Here is an 18,088-nt window from a genome sequence, read left to right as displayed (position 1 = left end):
GCGTTTTATTACTCGTGACCTGTATGGAACTGCATGATTGCCTTGGATAGCACTTTTGTATCTAGGCTAAGTTCACCACGCGCTAATGCGTTGCGTACTTGTTCTACTTTTTCCATATCAACATCAGGTAGTGATGCCATTTCAGCTTGAGCGCGATCTATCGCTACGGTATTCGCTTGAAATGCAGGCTCGTGTACTTTGCTCTGTTCGACGACGTCGACAGGCTGTTTGCTTGCTTGCTGTAATTTTGTTTGTGGGACATGACCGCCCGCGACTTTGTCGATTTTCATGCTGTGGTCCTCATCATCATGTTCTAAATTAAGTAGGCGGTTAGAATGTGATAAACATTAAATATTTTTTTTGTACTCGAAGTTCAGTGTTACTGACGAGAGCCAAAATTAAAAAATGTTACCCCGAGTCAAAAAATCAAAATTGAGTATGAACCTGGTTTAATCCAGTTACGACTGCTCTTATGACCTTGCCCGAACTTGGGTTTTCCACGTCAATTTGTTGCCCTTTCGCTCCATCTTCTAAGGCGACTCCTTTTGTGCTGGCACTAAATCCATTTTTGCTCGCAATGACTATGACTTCATTGCCTTTCTCGATTAGAGGTGGGGCCGACAAATTGGATGGATTAACCACTTGTCCAGCCCGCAAACGACGAGAGGTTTCTAAGCCTACTGCTTGCTCGGGGCGAGTATAAAAATCGTCTTGGCGAGAGATGGTTCGGGTTTCAAGCTTTATGTGTTTAGCCGTTACGGCTTCATTTCGGCCAACCGTGGTTGTCGCGACCAAAACAGGCAGAGTCAGCGAAGACTTTATCGTAACGTTAATTCGCCATGGTGATGCGATATTGTCGCAGCTGACTGAGCGCTTGAGGTTACCGACTGGCAACGTGTTGTTGTCACGACCTGTGATAACTAAAGGCGATTCACATTCTGGCAAGTGATTGGCTGAACCGGGCACCCACATGTCGAAGTCTAGTTTGTACTCCCCCCACTGATTGGAGAGCGCTACGCGATCCACCTCTTGTTCGAAATCCGTTGCTACAACGGACCTTATCTCTTCAACGCTTAGGGTTTTGTCATTGGTGTTGGCGAATGCTTGTTCTGATGTCAAAGCGAGTAACGTCAGCATTATTGTTGAGGAAGTAGACACTTTCCTCTTGTTTTTAATGCTTTCCGAGAACCGGAAGTTTGGCTTCCATCCTTGTTTGTAAATCATTGATATATATGGCTATTTTTTATGGCACGTATCTTGTTTGTATGTTGGCGTATTCGAGCCAACTGTAAGGAAGATGCATGGCGATCACATTTGAAAATGCTTTAGGAGTACATCCAGAGGCACTTAATTTTCGCGTTCAGCGTACCAAAGTCCTCGCCAGTAACCTAGCAAATGTTGACACCCCTGGGTATTTGGCGAAAGACCTAAGTTTCACCACCGTAATGAACCAAGTAACGGCAGGTGGTGTGAACAAACCGGTGCCAAAGTTCCAGGTTCAGGCCCAATACTCGGTGCCTTACCAGAATAGCAAAAATGGCAACACCGTAGAGCTTGGTGTTGAACAAGCAAAATTCACGCAAAACAACATGGACTTTCAAACTAGCCTGACGTTTCTCAACATGAAATTTAATGGCTTAGCGAAAGCGATTGAGGGACGTTAATTATGTCATTCACTGATATTTACTCGATCACTGGTTCCGCGATGACAGCACAAACTGTGCGTCTTAATACGGTAGCCAGTAACCTAGCAAACGCAGATGCAGTATCTGCAAATCCAGAAGATGCTTATAAAGCGCTTAAGCCAGTATTTGCGACTGTGTACCAAAAAACGCAAATGACAACAGAAAATGGAGCTTATCCCAATGCAGAAGTTCGCATTGTTGACGTTGTTAAAAATGCTGGAGATGCAGAGAAGCGTTTTGAGCCGAACAACCCACTGGCTAATGATGAAGGCTATGTGTTTTACCCAGATATTGATGTAGTTGCTGAAATGGCAGACATGATGTCCGCAACACGCAGCTTCGAAACGAATGTTGAAGTATTAGCCAATGTAAAAAGTATGCAGCAAGGTCTGCTTAGATTAGGGCAGGGTAGCTAATGAGTATTGCACAATACACCCCTTTATCGTCTGACGCTCCAGTAAATACAAAATCAAAAGACAGCAACGGTATCTCACCAAACCCTAAAGACATGAACAGTGCTTCTTCATTGGAGAATGAGTTTATTTCTTTGATGGTGGCTCAAATTCAAAACCAAGACCCACTTAACCCCCTTGATGGTACGGAATACGTTGGTCAATTGGCTCAGTTCTCGCAGGTACAAAGTACCGAGAATATGTCTAAGACAATGCAACAGAGCATGGTGTTACTGGACAACATGCAAGTGCTGTCAACAGCAGGCCTTGTTGGGCAAACGGTTTACGTCAATGCGGATGAATTTCAGCTTGGTGAAGACGTACAAAACGGAAAAATCGAACTCGCTCATAGCTCAAACCAAGTCACGTTAGTTGTTAAAGATGAATTTGGTCAATCAACTAAAGTGCCACTAGGTGCTCACGGCAAAGGTGACGTCGACTTTTCAATTAATCCTGAAGAACTTGGTCTTAAACCAGGCAAATACTCAGTGGCCGTAGAAGTGCAAGAAGGGCAAGCAAGTCCAAATGTGCTGATGGCAGGCACTGTTGAGCAAGTGCGCATTCCTAATACCGGTGGCGCAGCATTAGTCAATGTCCATGGCGTTGGCAACGTTCCTTTCTATCAAATCACTCAGTTTGGTGCTTAACCAAATACGGAAATCAGAGGTCTATTTATGAGTTTTAACATCGCACTAAGTGGTCTGGACGCGACCAACACAGAGCTAAACACAATCAGTCACAACATTGCCAACGCATCAACGTATGGTTTTAAAGGTGGCCGCACAGAATTCTCCGCTGTATATAACGGCATGCAACCTGGTGGTGTGGAAGTCGCGTCAATTTCACAGAACTTCGACAAAGACGGCAGTATCACAGGAACTGGCCGTGCGATGGACCTAGCTATTAATGGCGGTGGCTTTTTTGTTACTAAAGATAATATGGGTCAAATGTTGTACACACGTTCAGGTGTGTTCTCAACGGATAAGAACAACTTTGTTACGGCTAACAGCGGTGCAAAGCTTCAAGGTTACAGTGTCGATAGCAACAACAACCTAATGACAGGTTCTGTGGGTAATATTCAGGTATCGACTTCCTCACTGAATGCTAAAGCAACAGACAGCTTAGATTTTGTTGCGAACTTCGACGCAAGCGCGTCTGTTATTGATAAAGCCGTAACGCCATTCAATCCAAAAGATCCAAGCTCATTTAACTCGTCTTACACAACAAAAGTCTACGACTCACTGGGTAACTCGCACACGGTAACTCAGTACTTTACTAAGACTGCTTCTAACTCGTGGGAAGTGAACGTTCAAGTAGATGGCGGTACGACGCCAGTAGCAACTGTGCCTGTAACGTTTGGTAAAGACGGCTCGCTTTCAGCACCAACTGCGCCGTTTAATGTTTCATTCCCTGCTGCAGGCGCGAACGCGATGAGTGTAGACATTAACCTGAAAGGCAGCACGCAATTTGGTGCAGCTTTTGGCGTAAGTACTAATAGTCCTAACGGTTACACATCAGGTGAACTTGCAGGTGTACGCGTTGAAGGTAACGGCATGGTTTACGCGACTTACACTAACGGCCAATCACAGCTACAAGGTCAGGTTGTTCTTGCTGATTTTGCAAACACACAAGGCTTAGCGAAAGTGAGTGGAACATCATGGACTCAAAGCTTTAGCTCAGGTGCTCCAATTATGGGTGTTCCGGGTTCAGGTACGATGGGTGACCTAACTCCGGGTGCATTAGAAGGTTCTAACGTTGACTTAACCAGCGAGCTTGTTGCTCTAATGACTGCACAACGCAACTACCAAGCAAACGCAAAGACAATTTCTACCAGCGACAAGCTTACTCAAGCTTTGTTTAACGCGGTGTAATGGGAGTTTTGCATGGATAGTTTGTTATTTACGGCAACGTCGGGTGCCAGCCGAGTTCTTAAAGCGCAGCACGTTCGTTCAAACAACTTATCAAATGCTGATACTGCGGGTTTTCGAGCGGATATGGAGCGTGTGCGTAGTGTAGAGATGCAAGGCCCAGGTTTTGATGGTCGCACTATGGTTGTGACCAACTCTGCCTCAACACGTTTCGACGCTGGCGATATTGTGAAAACAGGACGTCCGTTGGACGTTGCGGTTATGGGGGAGGGATATCTCTCTGTAGAAACCCCAGCGGGTAACGAAGCTTACACCCGTGCAGGCAATATTCAGGTCGATACTTTTGGCGCTCTAACAATCAATGGGTTCCCTGTCCTCGGTGACAATGGTCCTTTGGTTGTGCCGGATTATCAAAAGATTGAAATCAGCGAGCGTGGTCAAGTCTCAGTGATCCCACCAGGTGGCGGCGCAGAAATTGTGGCAGGCACTTTGAAGTTGGTTAAACCGGAAATTAATCAACTGCAAAAAGAGAGCGATAGCTTGCTGCACAGCGTAGATGGCGTGCCATTCGCGGCAGATGAAACCGTGCAACTCTCTCCTGAGCACATTGAGGGCAGTAACGTATCTGCTATTGATGAATTGGTTAGTGTGATGTCGCTGACGCGCAACTTTGAAATGCAAGTTCGCATGATGAAAACGGCGGAAACTCTAGCAAAAGCTGGTAACAAATTAATGGCGGCGAGCTAAGTCTCGCCCCGCAAGGAGTAAAAAATGCATTCAGCATTATGGGTAAGTAAGACAGGCATGGCAGCGCAAGACACGAAGATGACTGCCATTTCTAACAACCTAGCAAACGTAAACACGGTTGGCTTTAAGCGTGACCGAGTCGTATTTGAAGATCTTTTCTACAGCATTCAGCGTCAACCAGGCGCACAAGTAGACCAAGTTAACGAACTACCAAGTGGTATTCAGCTAGGTAGCGGTGTTCGCGTTGTTGGCACACAAAAAGTGTTCACGCAAGGTAATACCCAAAACACAACGCAAGAGTTGGATCTTGCTGTAATGGGTCAGGGTTTCTTCCAAATAGAAAACTCGGACGGACAGATCATGTATACACGTAATGGTCAGTTCCATCGAAACTCAGAAGGCTTAATGGTGAACAGTCAGGGCCTGCCTTTAGAGCCTCAAATCCAGATCCCAGACAATGCGGTCTCTTTCTCTGTGGGTGTTGATGGCACAGTGACTACAACAACAGCAGACGATCCAACACCTCAGCAGCTTGGTCAAATTACACTTGCAAAATTCATCAATCCAGCCGGCTTAGAGGCCATGGGTGGCAACTTATTCCGTGAAACGGAAGCCAGCGGTCCAGCTGATGAGCTGATTGCAGGAGCTGATGGCGCCGGCATTATCAAGCAAGGTGCACTGGAAGGGTCAAACGTACAAGTAGTAGAAGAGATGGTCGACATGATCACCACTCAACGTGCGTATGAGATGAATGCGAAAGTGGTCTCTGCTGCAGATGACATGCTGAAGTTTGTTTCGCAATCAATGTAAGTATGAAATTGGTGATGATGAAGGAAAAAGCAATGAAATGGCTTTCTAAGAGTTGGGCAGTAGCCGCCGTGTTGCTGGTGGGATGTGCTGGCCGTCAGGAATTTATTCCGCCTGAGCCGAATGCTGAGGAATATGCACCACCAACGCTCGATTACACGCTGCCGGAAACCCAATCTGGTAGCCTTTATCGTCACCAATACACGATGACTCTGTTCCAGGATCGTCGTGCTTACCGAGTTGGCGATGTATTAACGGTTCAATTATCAGAAGAAACCTCATCGAGTAAAAATGCGGGTACTAAGTTCGGTAAAAGTTCAGCAATTAACTTTGTGGCGCCGACCATAGGCACGAAAACTATCGATGAGTTAGGGGTTAGCGTGGATGGCAAACGTAACTTCGATGGCAGTGCATCAAGTTCACAAGGCAACAAGCTTCAAGGTGCCATTACGGTAACGGTACACGAAGTATTACCTAATGGCGTATTGCGTATCAGCGGTGAAAAATGGCTTCGTCTGAATCAAGGCGACGAGTTTATTCGCCTAACCGGTATCGTCCGTGTGGATGATATTAACCGCAGTAACCAAGTTTCTTCTCAACGAATTGCTGATGCAAGAATTACCTACGCAGGTCGCGGAGCCCTAGCTGACAGCAACGCAGCCGGGTGGCTAACTCAGTTCTTCAACAGCCCATGGGTACCTTTCTAATGAAGACAATGCAATCTTTCTTTATGTCTCTCCTATTGGTGTTGACCTTGGGACTACCAGGCACTTCACATGCTGAAGCGGAAATTCCGATCATGGACTTGGTCGATGTTCGCGGCATTCGAGAAAACCAGCTGGTTGGTTATGGTTTGGTGGTTGGCTTAGCCGGCCAAGGTGACCGAAACCAAGTGAAATTTACCTCTCAATCTATTACCAACATGCTACGTCAGTTTGGGGTTCAAATTGATGACAGTATGAACCCTAAGCTACGAAATGTGGCTTCTGTGAGTGTGACAGCGTCCGTTGATCCAATGGCAGGCCCAGGACAAACGTTGGATGTGGTTGTGTCTTCAATCGGTGATGCAAAGAGCCTTCGCGGTGGTACGTTATTGCTAACGCCTTTACGTGGTATTGATGGCGAAGTGTACGCGATTGCGCAAGGCAACGTGGTTGTGGGGGGCTTATCTGCAGAGGGGCGAAGTGGCTCCAAAGTAGAAGTAAACACACCAACGGCGGGTCGCGTTCCGAATGGTGCGACTTTAGAGAGAGAAATCAAAACCGATTTCAACCAACGTGATGAAATCACCCTAAACCTGCGCAAGCCTAGCTTCACTACAGCAAAAAATATTGCGCGTGAAATTAACAACACTTTTGGACCTAACGTTGCAGTTGCGATCAATAAAGCTCGCATTGATATGCGTGCACCAAAAGATACACAGCAGCGTGTCGTCATGATGTCGATGCTTGAAGAAATGAGCGTCGTTGAAGGCCGTAAACCTGCTCGTATTGTCTTTAACTCTCGCACTGGCACCGTGGTGATAGGTAAGAGTGTCAAAGTAAGTGAAGCAGCAGTAAGTCACGGTAACTTAACCGTGCGAATTTCTGAATCACAACAAGTTAGTCAGCCTAATGCGTTTGCAAATGGCGATACGAAAGTCGTTAACCAAACGGATCTTGATGTGAATGAAGATCTCGCTCAGATGGTGATTTGGCCTCCAGGCACGGAACTTAACACCATAGTTAATGCGGTAAATAGTTTAGGTGCCACGCCTACAGACTTGATGTCTATCCTGCAAGCTTTGAGTGAAGCGGGTGCATTGAACGCTGAATTGGTCGTGATATAAGGAGTTAAGGATGAAGCTAGACAGTACCAATGAACAAACTCAGTTAAATTCGATGCTTTATCACGACAACAGTGCATTGGCTCACATCAAGCATAGTCGTGATCAAGAAGGCGCACTTGAAGTCGTCGCAGGTCAATTTGAGGCAATGTTCCTACAAATGGTGTTACGCCAAATGCGTAGCAGTAGTGATGCTCTTGCTGATAAAGACAGCCCGTTTGCCAGTCAGCAACAAGGGGTATTCCGTGATATGTATGACGGTCAGCTGGCGATGGAACTAGCAAAGAAACAGAGCTCAGGCATTGCCAATATGCTCATCCAGCAGCTGAGCCCGTCTATGCGTGAGGTTGCTTTCGATGCTGCGCGTAACATCTCATCCGCTAACGATGGTAAAGGTTCGAATTCTGAATCTATCTCACAAGTAGATTCTAAAGAGGTGGAGAAGAATTCAAGCCTATTTAATACCGCTTCTCAAGCCGTCGCCTCTGTTAAACAGGTATTCGGTGAGGCCGGTATGACTACCGCGTTTTCTCAGCCGTTGATCAGAAAAATGGAGCTGTAAATGAACCTAGTTAATATTGCCCTTTCAGGTTTAGGCGCGAACCGTGTGGCCCTAGACGTAACCGCGCAAAACGTGGCAAACGTGAATACCGTGGGTTACAGTCGTCAACAAGCGTTGATGGCGTCTGTCGATGATGGTAAAGCCAATCGCTTAAGTCCAGGTTTAGGGGTAGAAGTCACTAGCATTCGCCGCGTTACTGATCAATTTCTGATTAAGCAAACGTGGTCGACTAACAGTATGGCGGCATACGCATCTGGATACACCAGTAACATGAGTCAGCTGGAGAATACGCTTGGTGCCGATGGTTTCAGTATATCGGCTGGCTTGGACTCGCTAAACGCTGCGCTTAACGATGCGACCGTTAAGCCGGAATCCATACCTTACCGCCAGCAGATCATTAACGAATCTGAAGCTTTGGCCCGCCGTTTTAATACGCTTACCGAGTCTTTATACAATCAACATAAAGACATGAGCGACCAACGTAATGCAGCGCTTAACCACGCGAATAGCCTTATGGAAAATATCGCGAAGGTGAACAAGCAACTGGTAGAGATGCAAGGTACAGGTGGTAACCCATCACAGTTAATGGATGAACGAGATAGGTTAATCGGTGAGTTATCTCAAACCATTGAAATCAAAACAACACAGCAGCATGACGGCAGTGTTCAGGTCACACTAACCTCTGGTCAACCGCTTGTGATGGGTACGGACCATGGCAAACTGGAAGCCATTCCTGACCCGAGTGATCCTTACTTGGCGGACTTACACGTCACGTTCTCGAATCAAAGTTTTGCGATTGGTGACTCGCTTGGTGGCAAATTAGGTGCGATTAATGACTATCAAACCGAAGTGTTGAAACCAAACCAATTGGCTCTGAATGACATGGCGAAAGCTCTCGCGGATGAATACAACGCCGTGCTTGCGACTGGCAAAGACTTAAATGGCAACCCAGGTAAACCTTTGTTCAGCTATGACCCAGCAAACCCTGCAGCCAGTTTGGATATTACCAAGCTAACTCCAGATGAGCTTGCGTTCTCAAGTGATGGAACACCTGGTAACGCAGATGCGTTGCAATCATTGATCGAGTTAAGCAACAAGCCAGTGGCGGTATCAGGTTACGGCTCAGTAAGCTTGAACGATGCCTTTAGTTCAATGGTGGGTCAAACCGCAATTAAAGCACGCCAAGCTAATGCTGATTATCAAGCGAAGTTAGCCATGAACAAGCAAGCGCACGCAGCTCGCGATAATGTTAGTTCCGTAAACAGCGATGAAGAAGCGGCTAACCTAATGATGTTTGCTAATGCGCACAATGCCAACATGAAAGTGATCAGCACAGCAAATCAACTGCTCGATTCTATTCTGCAGTTATTCTAAGAGGAAAGTTTAGATGCGAATTAGTGACAATCAATTTAGTCAAATGATGTTGCACAGCTTGCAGAGCAATAGCGCGGGACTAGGCGAAGCTCTGCAACAGATGTCTACTGGCAAGCGCTTGACCAAGCTGTCTGATGATCCAATGGCTTCGATCAAGTTGCTTAACTTAGACCGAGAAACCAGTGCGATTGCTCAGTACAAAAACAATATTGAAAACGTAAAAACGACGCTATCGAGTCAAGAAACCCATTTAGATTCGATCAAAGAAAGCTTAAAAAGCATGCGAGACATCGCGCTTTGGGGTGCGAACGGCTCTCTTACTGACGAAAGTCGTGGCGGTATGATTACAGAGCTTAAGAGTTACCGTGACTCTATTGAGTCGTCTTTTAACGCGCAGGATGAAGAAGGGCACTACCTTTTCTCTGGTACTAAAACGGATACTGCGGCTGTAAGTAAAGCGAGCGGCAGCTACGTAATTGAAGGTAATAGTGACAAGCGCGTAGTAACAATTGCTAAAGGTGTCACGATGGATTCCAATATGACTGCAAAAGAAATATTGGACCTTGGGGGAGGCCATAACGTGCTTAACCAAATTGATGCGCTGATCAAAGAGTTTGAGAGCCCTACCGCCAACTTCAGAGCTGAAGTTGAGGCGAGTATCAGCGCTATCGACGATACTTTTTCAAACGTACTAGGGACCATGACTGAGATTGGTGGTCGACACAACAACTTAGATCTTGTTGGTGGCGCGCACAGTGAAAACAAGCTGTTCGTTGACAAAGTATCTGGAGACCTCTCTGCTCTGGACTATGGTGAAGCGTCGGTACGATTGAGTAATTACATGGCCGCTTTGCAAGCAACGCAAGCAAGCTATGTGAAGATCGATGGTTTGTCGCTGTTTGACCGTTTATAAGGTTAGGAAGTTCTTTTTATGGTAATGAGTACAGTAGAGGTTAGACCCCATAGCATACGCTTAGGTGGACAAGAACAAGCCTCTATCATGCCGACCCGTTCTGCAGACTCAAGTACGGCAATTAAACCGCGCCCGGGGCGAATTCAGGCTGACACTGCGTCAGCCTACTCTGTATCTGGTATTCAGCTTACACAGGGTCAGCAGCAAGCCACGGCGGTTCAGATCGCGTCCAAATCGCTGCAGGTGATTGGCAAAGAGCTCACGCAAATTAAACGTGGTTTGACGCAAGCTATTAATCAAGGCGTACAAAATGTTCCTGGTTTGCAGGATACATTGGTTCGCTCTAAAGCCACCATCCAAAAAGTCGTTGAGCAAGCACGTTTCGATGGCCAGAAAGTCCTAAATAACGAACTGCACTTAAAACTGGATAAAGCGGATATTCGTCGCTTTTCTATTCCAGGTTTGAATGTTCATCGCTTAAGCGACAAGGCCGAGCAAATCCGTTTGGATTTTCCTCAAGGTCAAGCGGTGATGATTCAGTTTGATGGACAATCAGACGGTGAGCGAACGGTCAAAATGCTGGATCGCAGCTTGATTGCGTTAGGAATGCGAGCCTCATTAGCCGATGATGGCAGCATTTTATTTGAAGCCAGAGACAACGCTTATCAACAAATGCAGCAAAAGGTGATGGTAACGGGGGAAGGGCACCGATTCCCTGCGGGACAGCCTAACGTTTTGAACTTAAAGTCTGAGCCAGATGGTATTGCGGAGCTCGGGTTTGATCTAGGCTCACGCGACGGCATCAAGCAGACGATTGCCAAAGTAAATCAGCATCTGAAACAAGTTCAAACGAGCTTGCAGGAAGCGAAAGCTTTTCATGGTGAACTGAATACTCAAATGCGTTCTATCCAAACCAAAACCGCACAGCTTTCAGTCAATGAGGTGAATGCAAAACTGGATGGATTCATGCAAAAGTCTGGCGAGTTTACTTCGACTTTTCAGGCATTGAATGCGCAAGCAAACGTGCGTCGTCATACTGTGGTCGCTTTACTGAAGTAACGAACACTCCAATGATTCCCGGCTTTACACTGTTATCGTCCCCCAATAACGAAAACAGCGCACTGTCGGGAATCTCTCTTCGACTCGTCTAGGGCTCGAGAGCTTTTGCCACCGAACGATTCAATTTCTGGAATAGCCATCCAAGTGCTATCAAAGACGCACCTAAGCCTAAGAAGCTTATCGCTCGCCAGAACCCATCCAGAGAGCTCACATCCCATAAGAATACTTTCAGTGCGACACAGGCAAGGACCACTAGACCGACACGCTGCATCATCAGCCCCTGTTGGGTCACGCCGCGCCAAGTCAGCAATCCACCTACGAGCAAGCCAGCCACTGAATAACTGAACAACTCTGCCATGCTGGTTGGCTGATACAGCATCATCGATGTGGTTTGCCAGAATTGACGGATAGACATCCCCAACCAAATGGCTGCAAGTAAAAAGCCTAGACTAGCAATCGCAAATCGATGAACTTGCAACGTATTCCAGCGCTTAAACGTTGCGATAAGCAGGATGCAAGCTGGTAACAGCCAGCCGATACTCAGCATGTTAAAGATGGGAAGTGCTTGTGCCGAGACGTTATCAGTCACCAACGGCGATTCTGCCGTATTAAGCAAAATAATCAATATAGCGAACGCGCACCAAAGCAAGTAACTATAGATTTCGTAGATACGGCTTAAGCGTTGCGCAAATTGGCTGCGGTAGCTGTATACCAAACCCATAACTAATGCTTGATTGGCAAAGACTGCCGCACTTGTGAAGTCGATGTGCCCCAAGTAACCATATTGCCCCGTTAACCAGTAGTTAGTTTGGGTGAACAATGCCATTAAGAATACATGTAAAAACGCCCCTTCAAACCAGTTGGTCAGTTCTCGGTCCACTTGTTTTAGTGTTGAACGAGCATAAGACAAGATGAAGAGAGAAGGCATATAACTCACAAGAACCCAAGCCCAATGCCCAGCTTCTACCGGTTGCCATTCGGGTATGAAAGGTAGCAGCGTGAGTCGGATAACCAGTATTCCCATTGCCACTTTAATCGCCCAACTCGCAGGTCGAAATAACCCGACTTGAGCCTGTAAGGCCATTATCGCAACTTGTATTGAGATTGCTGTTGTTAACCAAGTATCGCTCAACCAAACAAAAGCGATACCTACGATTAAAGCATGCATAACGGCAGAGCATTCTAATGCCAACGAACGTGCACGCTGACCAAGCACAACATAGTAAGTGGCCATCAATGCGCAGAAGGTAGTCCAATACCACAGGTAGCCTTGCATAAATTCGTCAACATAAAGCAACGTAATTAAGCTCATCGCGGGAGCCAGTACCAGCAGAAGCAGCCCACTGAGTTGCGAACGGTCACTAAGTGATTGGCAATATGTTCGATAGCAGATCAGCGCAATACTCACCGCCAATGCGAATAGGATGCTAGCTTCTCGCTCTACCATATACAGCGCATCAAAAGCGATGGTAAGAACTATTAGCGCGGTTGCCGAGACGAGTATGGATGGCAAAAATACACGTAATGACCAGCCTGTACGAAGTGCTGGTAGCCAGATGCTCGCAACAAGCAGCGTATAACAGTACGCCATTTGTAGAGTGTTCAGCTCCGGCATTCTGGTGACGGCAGAAAAGGTCAATAAAGCAGTTGCGAGAGCGGTAGCGGTCGGCGAGTTTGTCCACTTGCTTTGATAGTGACGAAAGCGAGGATTGAGCATCCAACCCATTCTCGGAACCGCGAAAATGAGATACAAAGTGATGGAGAGATAAATCGCGAGCCACGAGAACAACAGTTCTGTTGGTACACTCTCAATTAACAGCAACATCCAAATGACATGTGGAATCGCGATACTTGGCGTAATCCATGCCCTACGCACTTTTTGCATCAATAAGGTCGCCGCGAACGAAATCGCGCAGATGTATCCGGCTAACAAAAAGTAGTTGGGTTCACTACCTCCAATCCACAGTGGTGCTGTGTAGCCACCAATTAAGCCAAGCACGGCCATTAACGGCCCTTGTCGCAATGATAATGCTAAACTGAAAAATGCGGCTGAAGCCAAAATGATCAACGAGATACTCGGCGTTAGCATTTGATAAACCACAAAGGCAAAAATGACGGTGCAGTAAATGCCCGTTAATCCCGTACCGGTAACGGCAGCAGGAACATACGTAAAGCCTTGGGCTCGTGCTGCCCGTTGCGGATTCTGTTGTTCTTTACGGTGAAACCACTCGCCAACAAGCACCATAAGTAATGAGATCACAAAGGCAAAGGATACTCGCATAAATGGCGAAAACTGGATGTGGCTACCAATCACCTGTACGAGATAACCTCCACCGATCAGCATGGCCAATGCGCCTACCCAAACCAACCAATTTTCTTGAATGTTGCTAAGCAGGCTCTGAACTTTACTCTGAAGGAATGACTCATTTTCTTGACTAAAAACATCCAGTTGCACTTCTCTTGTCTGGGCGTACCCTTGATTCGCAGCGCTCTGGTCCAAGTCTAGGTTGGCAGCTGGATCATGTTCCCCAGAGGATGAGACATTTTTCTGTTGTGATTCTATGTGAGGTGGCGTCGCTACAGATGGTGTGTCTTTTTCGATGCTGGATTGTTGGTGCACTTGTGGGTTTGAGCCCCCATGGACACTGGCTCGTAGTGATGTGACTTCCTCACGAAGTTTGGCTAGTTCTTTTTCTAAAAGTGCAGCTCGGTTGGCGGCTTTCACTCCGATGAGGATGGCGAGACACGCCATGAACAGTGCTAGTATTACGTACAATCCATTTCTCCTTGCGTACGTCGCGTGACCCACGATTCTTAACTTTGAGCACTTACGCTAAAGCTTAGTTCATGCTCTATGCCTTAGCCTCATATAGTGCTAGGTTCCGCGCTTTCTTTAGAAATCATTCTACATAATGAAACTCAATGCGTAATGATGAATTCGACAAAGTCGCACACTTGTGTGCCACTTTAAAACCTGATGAACAAAAATGAGTCGTTAAGTCATTGGGGGTCAACTATATTCATAGTTCTGATGCGATCGCCAAATGACTTCAAACATGTGCGTTTCGTAGCGATGTCATCGAAGGTCAGTCGTTTGATTTGCACGTTCGGTTGTTTCTATTTGACCGTAAGGCTGAATGTATTCGGGTATAGCGCATTCACGCGAAAAAAGACAAAAACAGGTAATTATTGATGCAAGTGGGTAATGAAGCGCTGGTGCTGTCAGCGGTTGGGGTTATTGGTTTAGGTTGCCAATGGTTAGCTTGGCGATTGCGTTTGCCAGCGATTTTATTTTTGTTGTTGGCAGGGCTGATCGTCGGGCCATTTATGCAGTGGTTAAACCCTGATGAGATATTAGGTAATTTGCTCTTTCCGTTGGTCTCTTTAGCGGTGGCAGTGATTTTATTTGAAGGCAGTTTGACCTTAAATTTTAAAGAAATTCGTGGCGTGAGTGGTTCGGTATGGAGCATTGTTTCCATCGGGGCGATCATTTCGTGGGCAGCGACCAGTATCGCAACACACTATTTCCTCGGCTTTACTTGGGAGCTTGCCATGTTGTTTGGCAGCTTAACCGTAGTAACAGGGCCGACGGTCATCGTGCCACTTCTACGAACCGTAAGACCTAACAGTACGCTTGCTAACATTTTGCGATGGGAAGGGATTTTGATTGACCCGCTCGGTGCGCTTTTTGTTGTGATGGTTTACGAGTTTATCGTATCTCACAGTGCGATAAATAGCGTCGAAGTGTTTGGGACGATCATTGCTGTCGGTGTCATGCTAGGTGCGGCCTCAGGCTATGCAGTTGCGACGATCATGCGTCGTTCTTGGCTACCGGAATATTTGCAGCCATTTGCGGTTTTGATGGTGGTTCTAGGTGTATTTTCGGTCTCTAACCACATTGAGTCTGAAGCTGGGTTACTAACCGTCACCGTAATGGGTATGTGGCTCGCAAACGCTAAAGACATCAATATTCAGCAAATTCTGCATTTTAAAGAGCATTTAACCATTTTACTGATCACCGGATTGTTCATCTTCCTTGCGGCTCGAATCAGTCTGGATGATTTTGCTGCGCTAGGTAGCGGTGCGTTATTGTTGTTTGTATTTATGCAGTTAGTGTCGCGTCCGTTATCGATTTTTCTTTCAACCTTCCGCAGCAACTTGCGTCTCAAAGATAAGCTGTTTTTGTCTTGGGTTGCACCGCGCGGTATTGTTGCTGCTTCGATTTCGTCTCTTTTCGCGATCAAATTGACTGAATACGGCATTGATGAAGCGATTTTACTGGTCCCTATGACCTTCATGGTGATTATAGGAACGGTCGTGTTACAAAGTGCGACGGCACGTCCTGTAGCGCTGACGTTGGGCGTTGCAGAGCCAGCACCACGCGGCTTCTTGTTGATTGGTGCTAACCGAGTAGCAAGAGAAATAGGGCAGGCGCTGGCGCGTTATGACCGCCGCGTATTAATGACTGACTCAAACTGGGAGTACATCAGTCAGGTTCGTATGTTGGGATTGGATTACTATTACGGCAACCCTATTTCTAGTCACGCGGACGACAACTTGAACTTGATAGGAGTTGGACAAGTGGTTGCATTAACGCCCGATCAGCATTTCAACATTATGGCTTGCATGCAATTCGTCGACGAGTTTGGGGAAGATAAAGTTCACTGCTTACAAAAAGTGAAAACCAACGGCAATGGCAGCGAGAAGCACTCCGTGGCTCAGGAGTACCATGGTAAATTGCTGATGGGCGGCAATGTAAGCTATACCCAGCTAGCCAGTATGTTAAGTCGTGGTGCAGAGGTTAAACACACGAAATTGAGCGATAACTTCACGTATCAAGATTATTTAGCGCATCACAAAGGTAGTTCAGTTGTACCGCTGTTCCATGTAGAAGAAAAAGGAAAAATTCAATTCTGTGATGATCCCGAACAGTTTGAACCAACGACGACAAGCACTGTTGTGTCGCTAATTCTGTCGGACAGCGTAAAGTAAACTACAGAGCAATGTGATCCATTTTCATCATGGGTATCGTACGCTGATTATCTCAATTTGAAGAGAAACTTGCCGGCTTGTTTAAAACGGAAAGCGAGTTTCTTTTCTTATAATGTCAGGGGCAGTCGAGATTCATTACTCGTTTCGGAAAAGTAATCCGGCAAATTCACAAAATTCGCATTGACGTTACTGATAAGGATCGCAATACTGCGCGACTGTTTTACTTTAGGGTGACATTATGGCTCCGCAAACTAACCGAAAAGATTTACACCTAGATGCTGTTTTACATCATGATATGAGCATGAAGCATAAAACGGCGGGTTTTGAGTCTGTCGAGTTTGAACACTGTGCGCTGCCAGAATGTGACTTTCACGCGATCGATTTATCGACAGAGTTTCTTGGTCATCAATTAGCGCTACCGTTTTTGATTAGCTCGATGACTGGCGGAGCAAAAGACGCAGAAACGATCAATTGTCGTTTAGCTGAAGCAGCAAGTGAATTAGGTATTGCCATGGGTGTGGGCTCGCAACGGATTAGCTTAGAAGAAAGTCAGCATTCGGGCTTGGGTAAAACCATTCGTGAGTTGGCGAAAGAAGTACCGTTGTATTCCAATCTTGGAGCCGCTCAATTGCTCGATAAAGGTAAACTCGATAATGCGCAACGTGCGGTTGAGGCGATTCAAGCCGATGCCTTGTTTGTGCACGTTAATCCAATGCAGGAAGCGTTTCAGAAAAATGGCGACCACAATTGGGTTGGTGTTTTCCAGGCAATTGAGATGCTTAAATCTCGCGTGAAGGTTCCTATCATTATCAAAGAAGTCGGTTTTGGTATTAGCGGACACGTTGCGCAGCGATTAATTGATGCTGGTGTGGATGCAATTGACGTTGCGGGCGCGGGTGGCACAAGCTGGAGTGCGGTTGAAGGGTATTGCCAAGATAATCCGAAAATGCAGCGTGCAGCCGAGCTTTTCCGCGATTGGGGTGTCCCTACAGCAACATGTTTGGCTCAAATCCGCGCACTGCATCCTACATTACCCTTGATCGCCTCGGGAGGTGTTCATAACGGACTTGAAGCGGCGAAAGCCATTCATTTGGGTGCTAATCTCATTGGGCAAGCTGGTGCGGTATTAAAAGCTGCGACGATCAGCACGCAGTCTGTCGTCGATCACTTTGAACAAATGGCATTAGAGCTGCGTTTAGCGTGCTTTGGTACTGGCTCTTTTAAGGTTGGTGAGCTAACAAAAGCGCGCTGCCTATAGCTTTTAGAATGGCGCGCTTTACACAGAGTCGCTCAATAATTTTTCGGTGTCTTAACACGTAGACTGATAATTTCGTTATAGTTGATACAAAAGTCACTTCAGCTAGTGACGCCTTTATTCAGACACTTGAATGGGCATGTGTTGAAGAGATTGAGTTTAATTTTACTATTGTTTGCAACTGGAACCTTAAATTTATGAAAAAACTAGTCATGCTGATGTTGGCGGCTTCTGCTTTGACCGCTTGTAGTGATGAAGTGGGCACTGAAGGCTGGTGTAACGACATGCGCGATAAGCCAAAAACAGAATGGACAGCAGACAACGCGGTAGACTTTGCAAAGCATTGTGTTCTGCAAGATGGTGTCGGCAGCGAGCAATGGTGTGAAAACCTGAAAGATAAGCCGAAAGGTGACTGGACTGCAAACGAAGCGACCAGCTTTACTAAACACTGCATTTTTTAAGCACAGCGGAAAGCGCCTTTTCTGAGGCGACATTCTGTGAGGTAAACACCAAGCGTTATTGCTTGGTGTTTTTGTATCTAAAATAGCT

Annotated in this window: 18 protein-coding genes; 15 read left to right on the top strand and 3 right to left on the bottom strand. The window is 46.4% G+C overall.

Annotated features, from left to right (window positions below; translation table 11 throughout):
- Nucleotides 1-8: 8 nt before the first annotated feature.
- Nucleotides 9-290 carry a flagellar biosynthesis anti-sigma factor FlgM gene (flgM, locus tag R7190_RS09270; RefSeq protein WP_005374016.1) on the bottom strand — a complete coding sequence of 94 codons (282 nt, stop codon included), beginning with the start codon at nt 288-290 and terminating at the stop codon, nt 9-11.
- Between the two features lie 136 nt (nt 291-426).
- Nucleotides 427-1,224, bottom strand: a complete 798-nt coding sequence (flgA, locus tag R7190_RS09265) for a flagellar basal body P-ring formation chaperone FlgA (RefSeq protein ID WP_171342657.1) — start codon at nt 1,222-1,224, stop codon at nt 427-429.
- Between the two features lie 77 nt (nt 1,225-1,301).
- Here flgA and flgB point away from each other — a divergent pair, with 77 nt between their 5' ends.
- Genes flgB through R7190_RS09205 form a run of 12 tightly spaced genes read left to right on the top strand, consistent with a single transcriptional unit; the run spans nt 1,302 to nt 11,292 of the window.
- Nucleotides 1,302-1,664 carry a flagellar basal body rod protein FlgB gene (flgB, locus tag R7190_RS09260; protein ID WP_005374013.1) on the top strand — a complete coding sequence of 121 codons (363 nt, stop codon included), beginning with the start codon at nt 1,302-1,304 and terminating at the stop codon, nt 1,662-1,664.
- A 2-nt stretch (nt 1,665-1,666) separates the two neighbouring features.
- On the top strand, nt 1,667-2,101 hold the full coding sequence (gene flgC / locus R7190_RS09255) for a flagellar basal body rod protein FlgC (protein ID WP_005374012.1): 435 nt from the start codon (nt 1,667-1,669) through the stop codon (nt 2,099-2,101).
- Complete coding sequence (gene flgD, locus R7190_RS09250; RefSeq protein WP_171342656.1) at nt 2,101-2,784, top strand: flagellar hook assembly protein FlgD; 684 nt, start codon at nt 2,101-2,103, stop codon at nt 2,782-2,784. The genes flgC and flgD overlap by 1 nt, the downstream gene beginning before the upstream one ends.
- A gap of 27 nt (nt 2,785-2,811) precedes the next feature.
- On the top strand, nt 2,812-4,008 hold the full coding sequence (flgE, locus tag R7190_RS09245) for a flagellar hook protein FlgE (RefSeq protein ID WP_005374010.1): 1,197 nt from the start codon (nt 2,812-2,814) through the stop codon (nt 4,006-4,008).
- A gap of 12 nt (nt 4,009-4,020) precedes the next feature.
- The gene (gene flgF, locus R7190_RS09240) at nt 4,021-4,752 is read left to right on the top strand and encodes a flagellar basal-body rod protein FlgF (RefSeq protein WP_005374009.1); all 732 of its coding nucleotides are present in this window, start codon (nt 4,021-4,023) and stop codon (nt 4,750-4,752) included.
- Between the two features lie 24 nt (nt 4,753-4,776).
- Nucleotides 4,777-5,562, top strand: a complete 786-nt coding sequence (gene flgG / locus R7190_RS09235; RefSeq protein WP_005374008.1) for a flagellar basal-body rod protein FlgG — start codon at nt 4,777-4,779, stop codon at nt 5,560-5,562.
- A gap of 32 nt (nt 5,563-5,594) precedes the next feature.
- A complete protein-coding gene (gene flgH / locus R7190_RS09230; RefSeq protein ID WP_017635111.1) occupies nt 5,595-6,266 on the top strand; it encodes a flagellar basal body L-ring protein FlgH in 672 nt (223 codons plus the stop codon).
- Entirely contained in the window at nt 6,251-7,387 is a 1,137-nt protein-coding gene (locus tag R7190_RS09225; RefSeq protein ID WP_373920861.1) for a flagellar basal body P-ring protein FlgI, read from the top strand. Before flgH ends, R7190_RS09225 begins: the two co-directional genes overlap by 16 nt.
- Before the next feature lie 10 nt (nt 7,388-7,397).
- Nucleotides 7,398-7,946 (top strand): rod-binding protein, encoded by a 549-nt coding sequence (locus R7190_RS09220; protein ID WP_054728653.1) that lies wholly within the window; start codon nt 7,398-7,400, stop codon nt 7,944-7,946.
- On the top strand, nt 7,947-9,320 hold the full coding sequence (flgK, locus tag R7190_RS09215) for a flagellar hook-associated protein FlgK (RefSeq protein ID WP_005374000.1): 1,374 nt from the start codon (nt 7,947-7,949) through the stop codon (nt 9,318-9,320).
- Nucleotides 9,321-9,333: 13 nt separating this feature from the next.
- The gene (flgL, locus tag R7190_RS09210; RefSeq protein ID WP_005373998.1) at nt 9,334-10,233 is read left to right on the top strand and encodes a flagellar hook-associated protein FlgL; all 900 of its coding nucleotides are present in this window, start codon (nt 9,334-9,336) and stop codon (nt 10,231-10,233) included.
- 18 nt (nt 10,234-10,251) lie between these two features.
- Complete coding sequence (locus R7190_RS09205) at nt 10,252-11,292, top strand: flagellin (protein ID WP_186585500.1); 1,041 nt, start codon at nt 10,252-10,254, stop codon at nt 11,290-11,292.
- An 88-nt stretch (nt 11,293-11,380) separates the two neighbouring features.
- Here the strand turns inward: R7190_RS09205 and R7190_RS09200 are convergent, their stop codons facing one another.
- A complete protein-coding gene (locus R7190_RS09200; protein WP_054574522.1) occupies nt 11,381-14,044 on the bottom strand; it encodes a DUF2339 domain-containing protein in 2,664 nt (887 codons plus the stop codon).
- Between the two features lie 440 nt (nt 14,045-14,484).
- Between R7190_RS09200 and R7190_RS09195 the strand changes: the two genes are divergently transcribed.
- The 3 genes from R7190_RS09195 (at nt 14,485) to R7190_RS09185 (ending at nt 18,000) form a co-directional block, all read left to right on the top strand.
- Nucleotides 14,485-16,284: a cation:proton antiporter gene (locus R7190_RS09195; protein ID WP_005373994.1), complete on the top strand. Its 1,800-nt coding sequence runs from the start codon at nt 14,485-14,487 to the stop codon at nt 16,282-16,284.
- A 238-nt stretch (nt 16,285-16,522) separates the two neighbouring features.
- Nucleotides 16,523-17,542, top strand: a complete 1,020-nt coding sequence (gene fni, locus R7190_RS09190) for a type 2 isopentenyl-diphosphate Delta-isomerase (RefSeq protein ID WP_005388695.1) — start codon at nt 16,523-16,525, stop codon at nt 17,540-17,542.
- 194 nt (nt 17,543-17,736) lie between these two features.
- Nucleotides 17,737-18,000 carry a DUF3012 domain-containing protein gene (locus tag R7190_RS09185; protein ID WP_005373992.1) on the top strand — a complete coding sequence of 88 codons (264 nt, stop codon included), beginning with the start codon at nt 17,737-17,739 and terminating at the stop codon, nt 17,998-18,000.
- Nucleotides 18,001-18,088 lie beyond the last annotated feature (88 nt).

Source organism: Vibrio sp. 1078-1 (assembly GCF_033340475.1).
The sequence above is the reverse complement of the archived record's forward strand: the minus strand, read 5'-3'. Positions and strand labels throughout refer to the sequence as shown.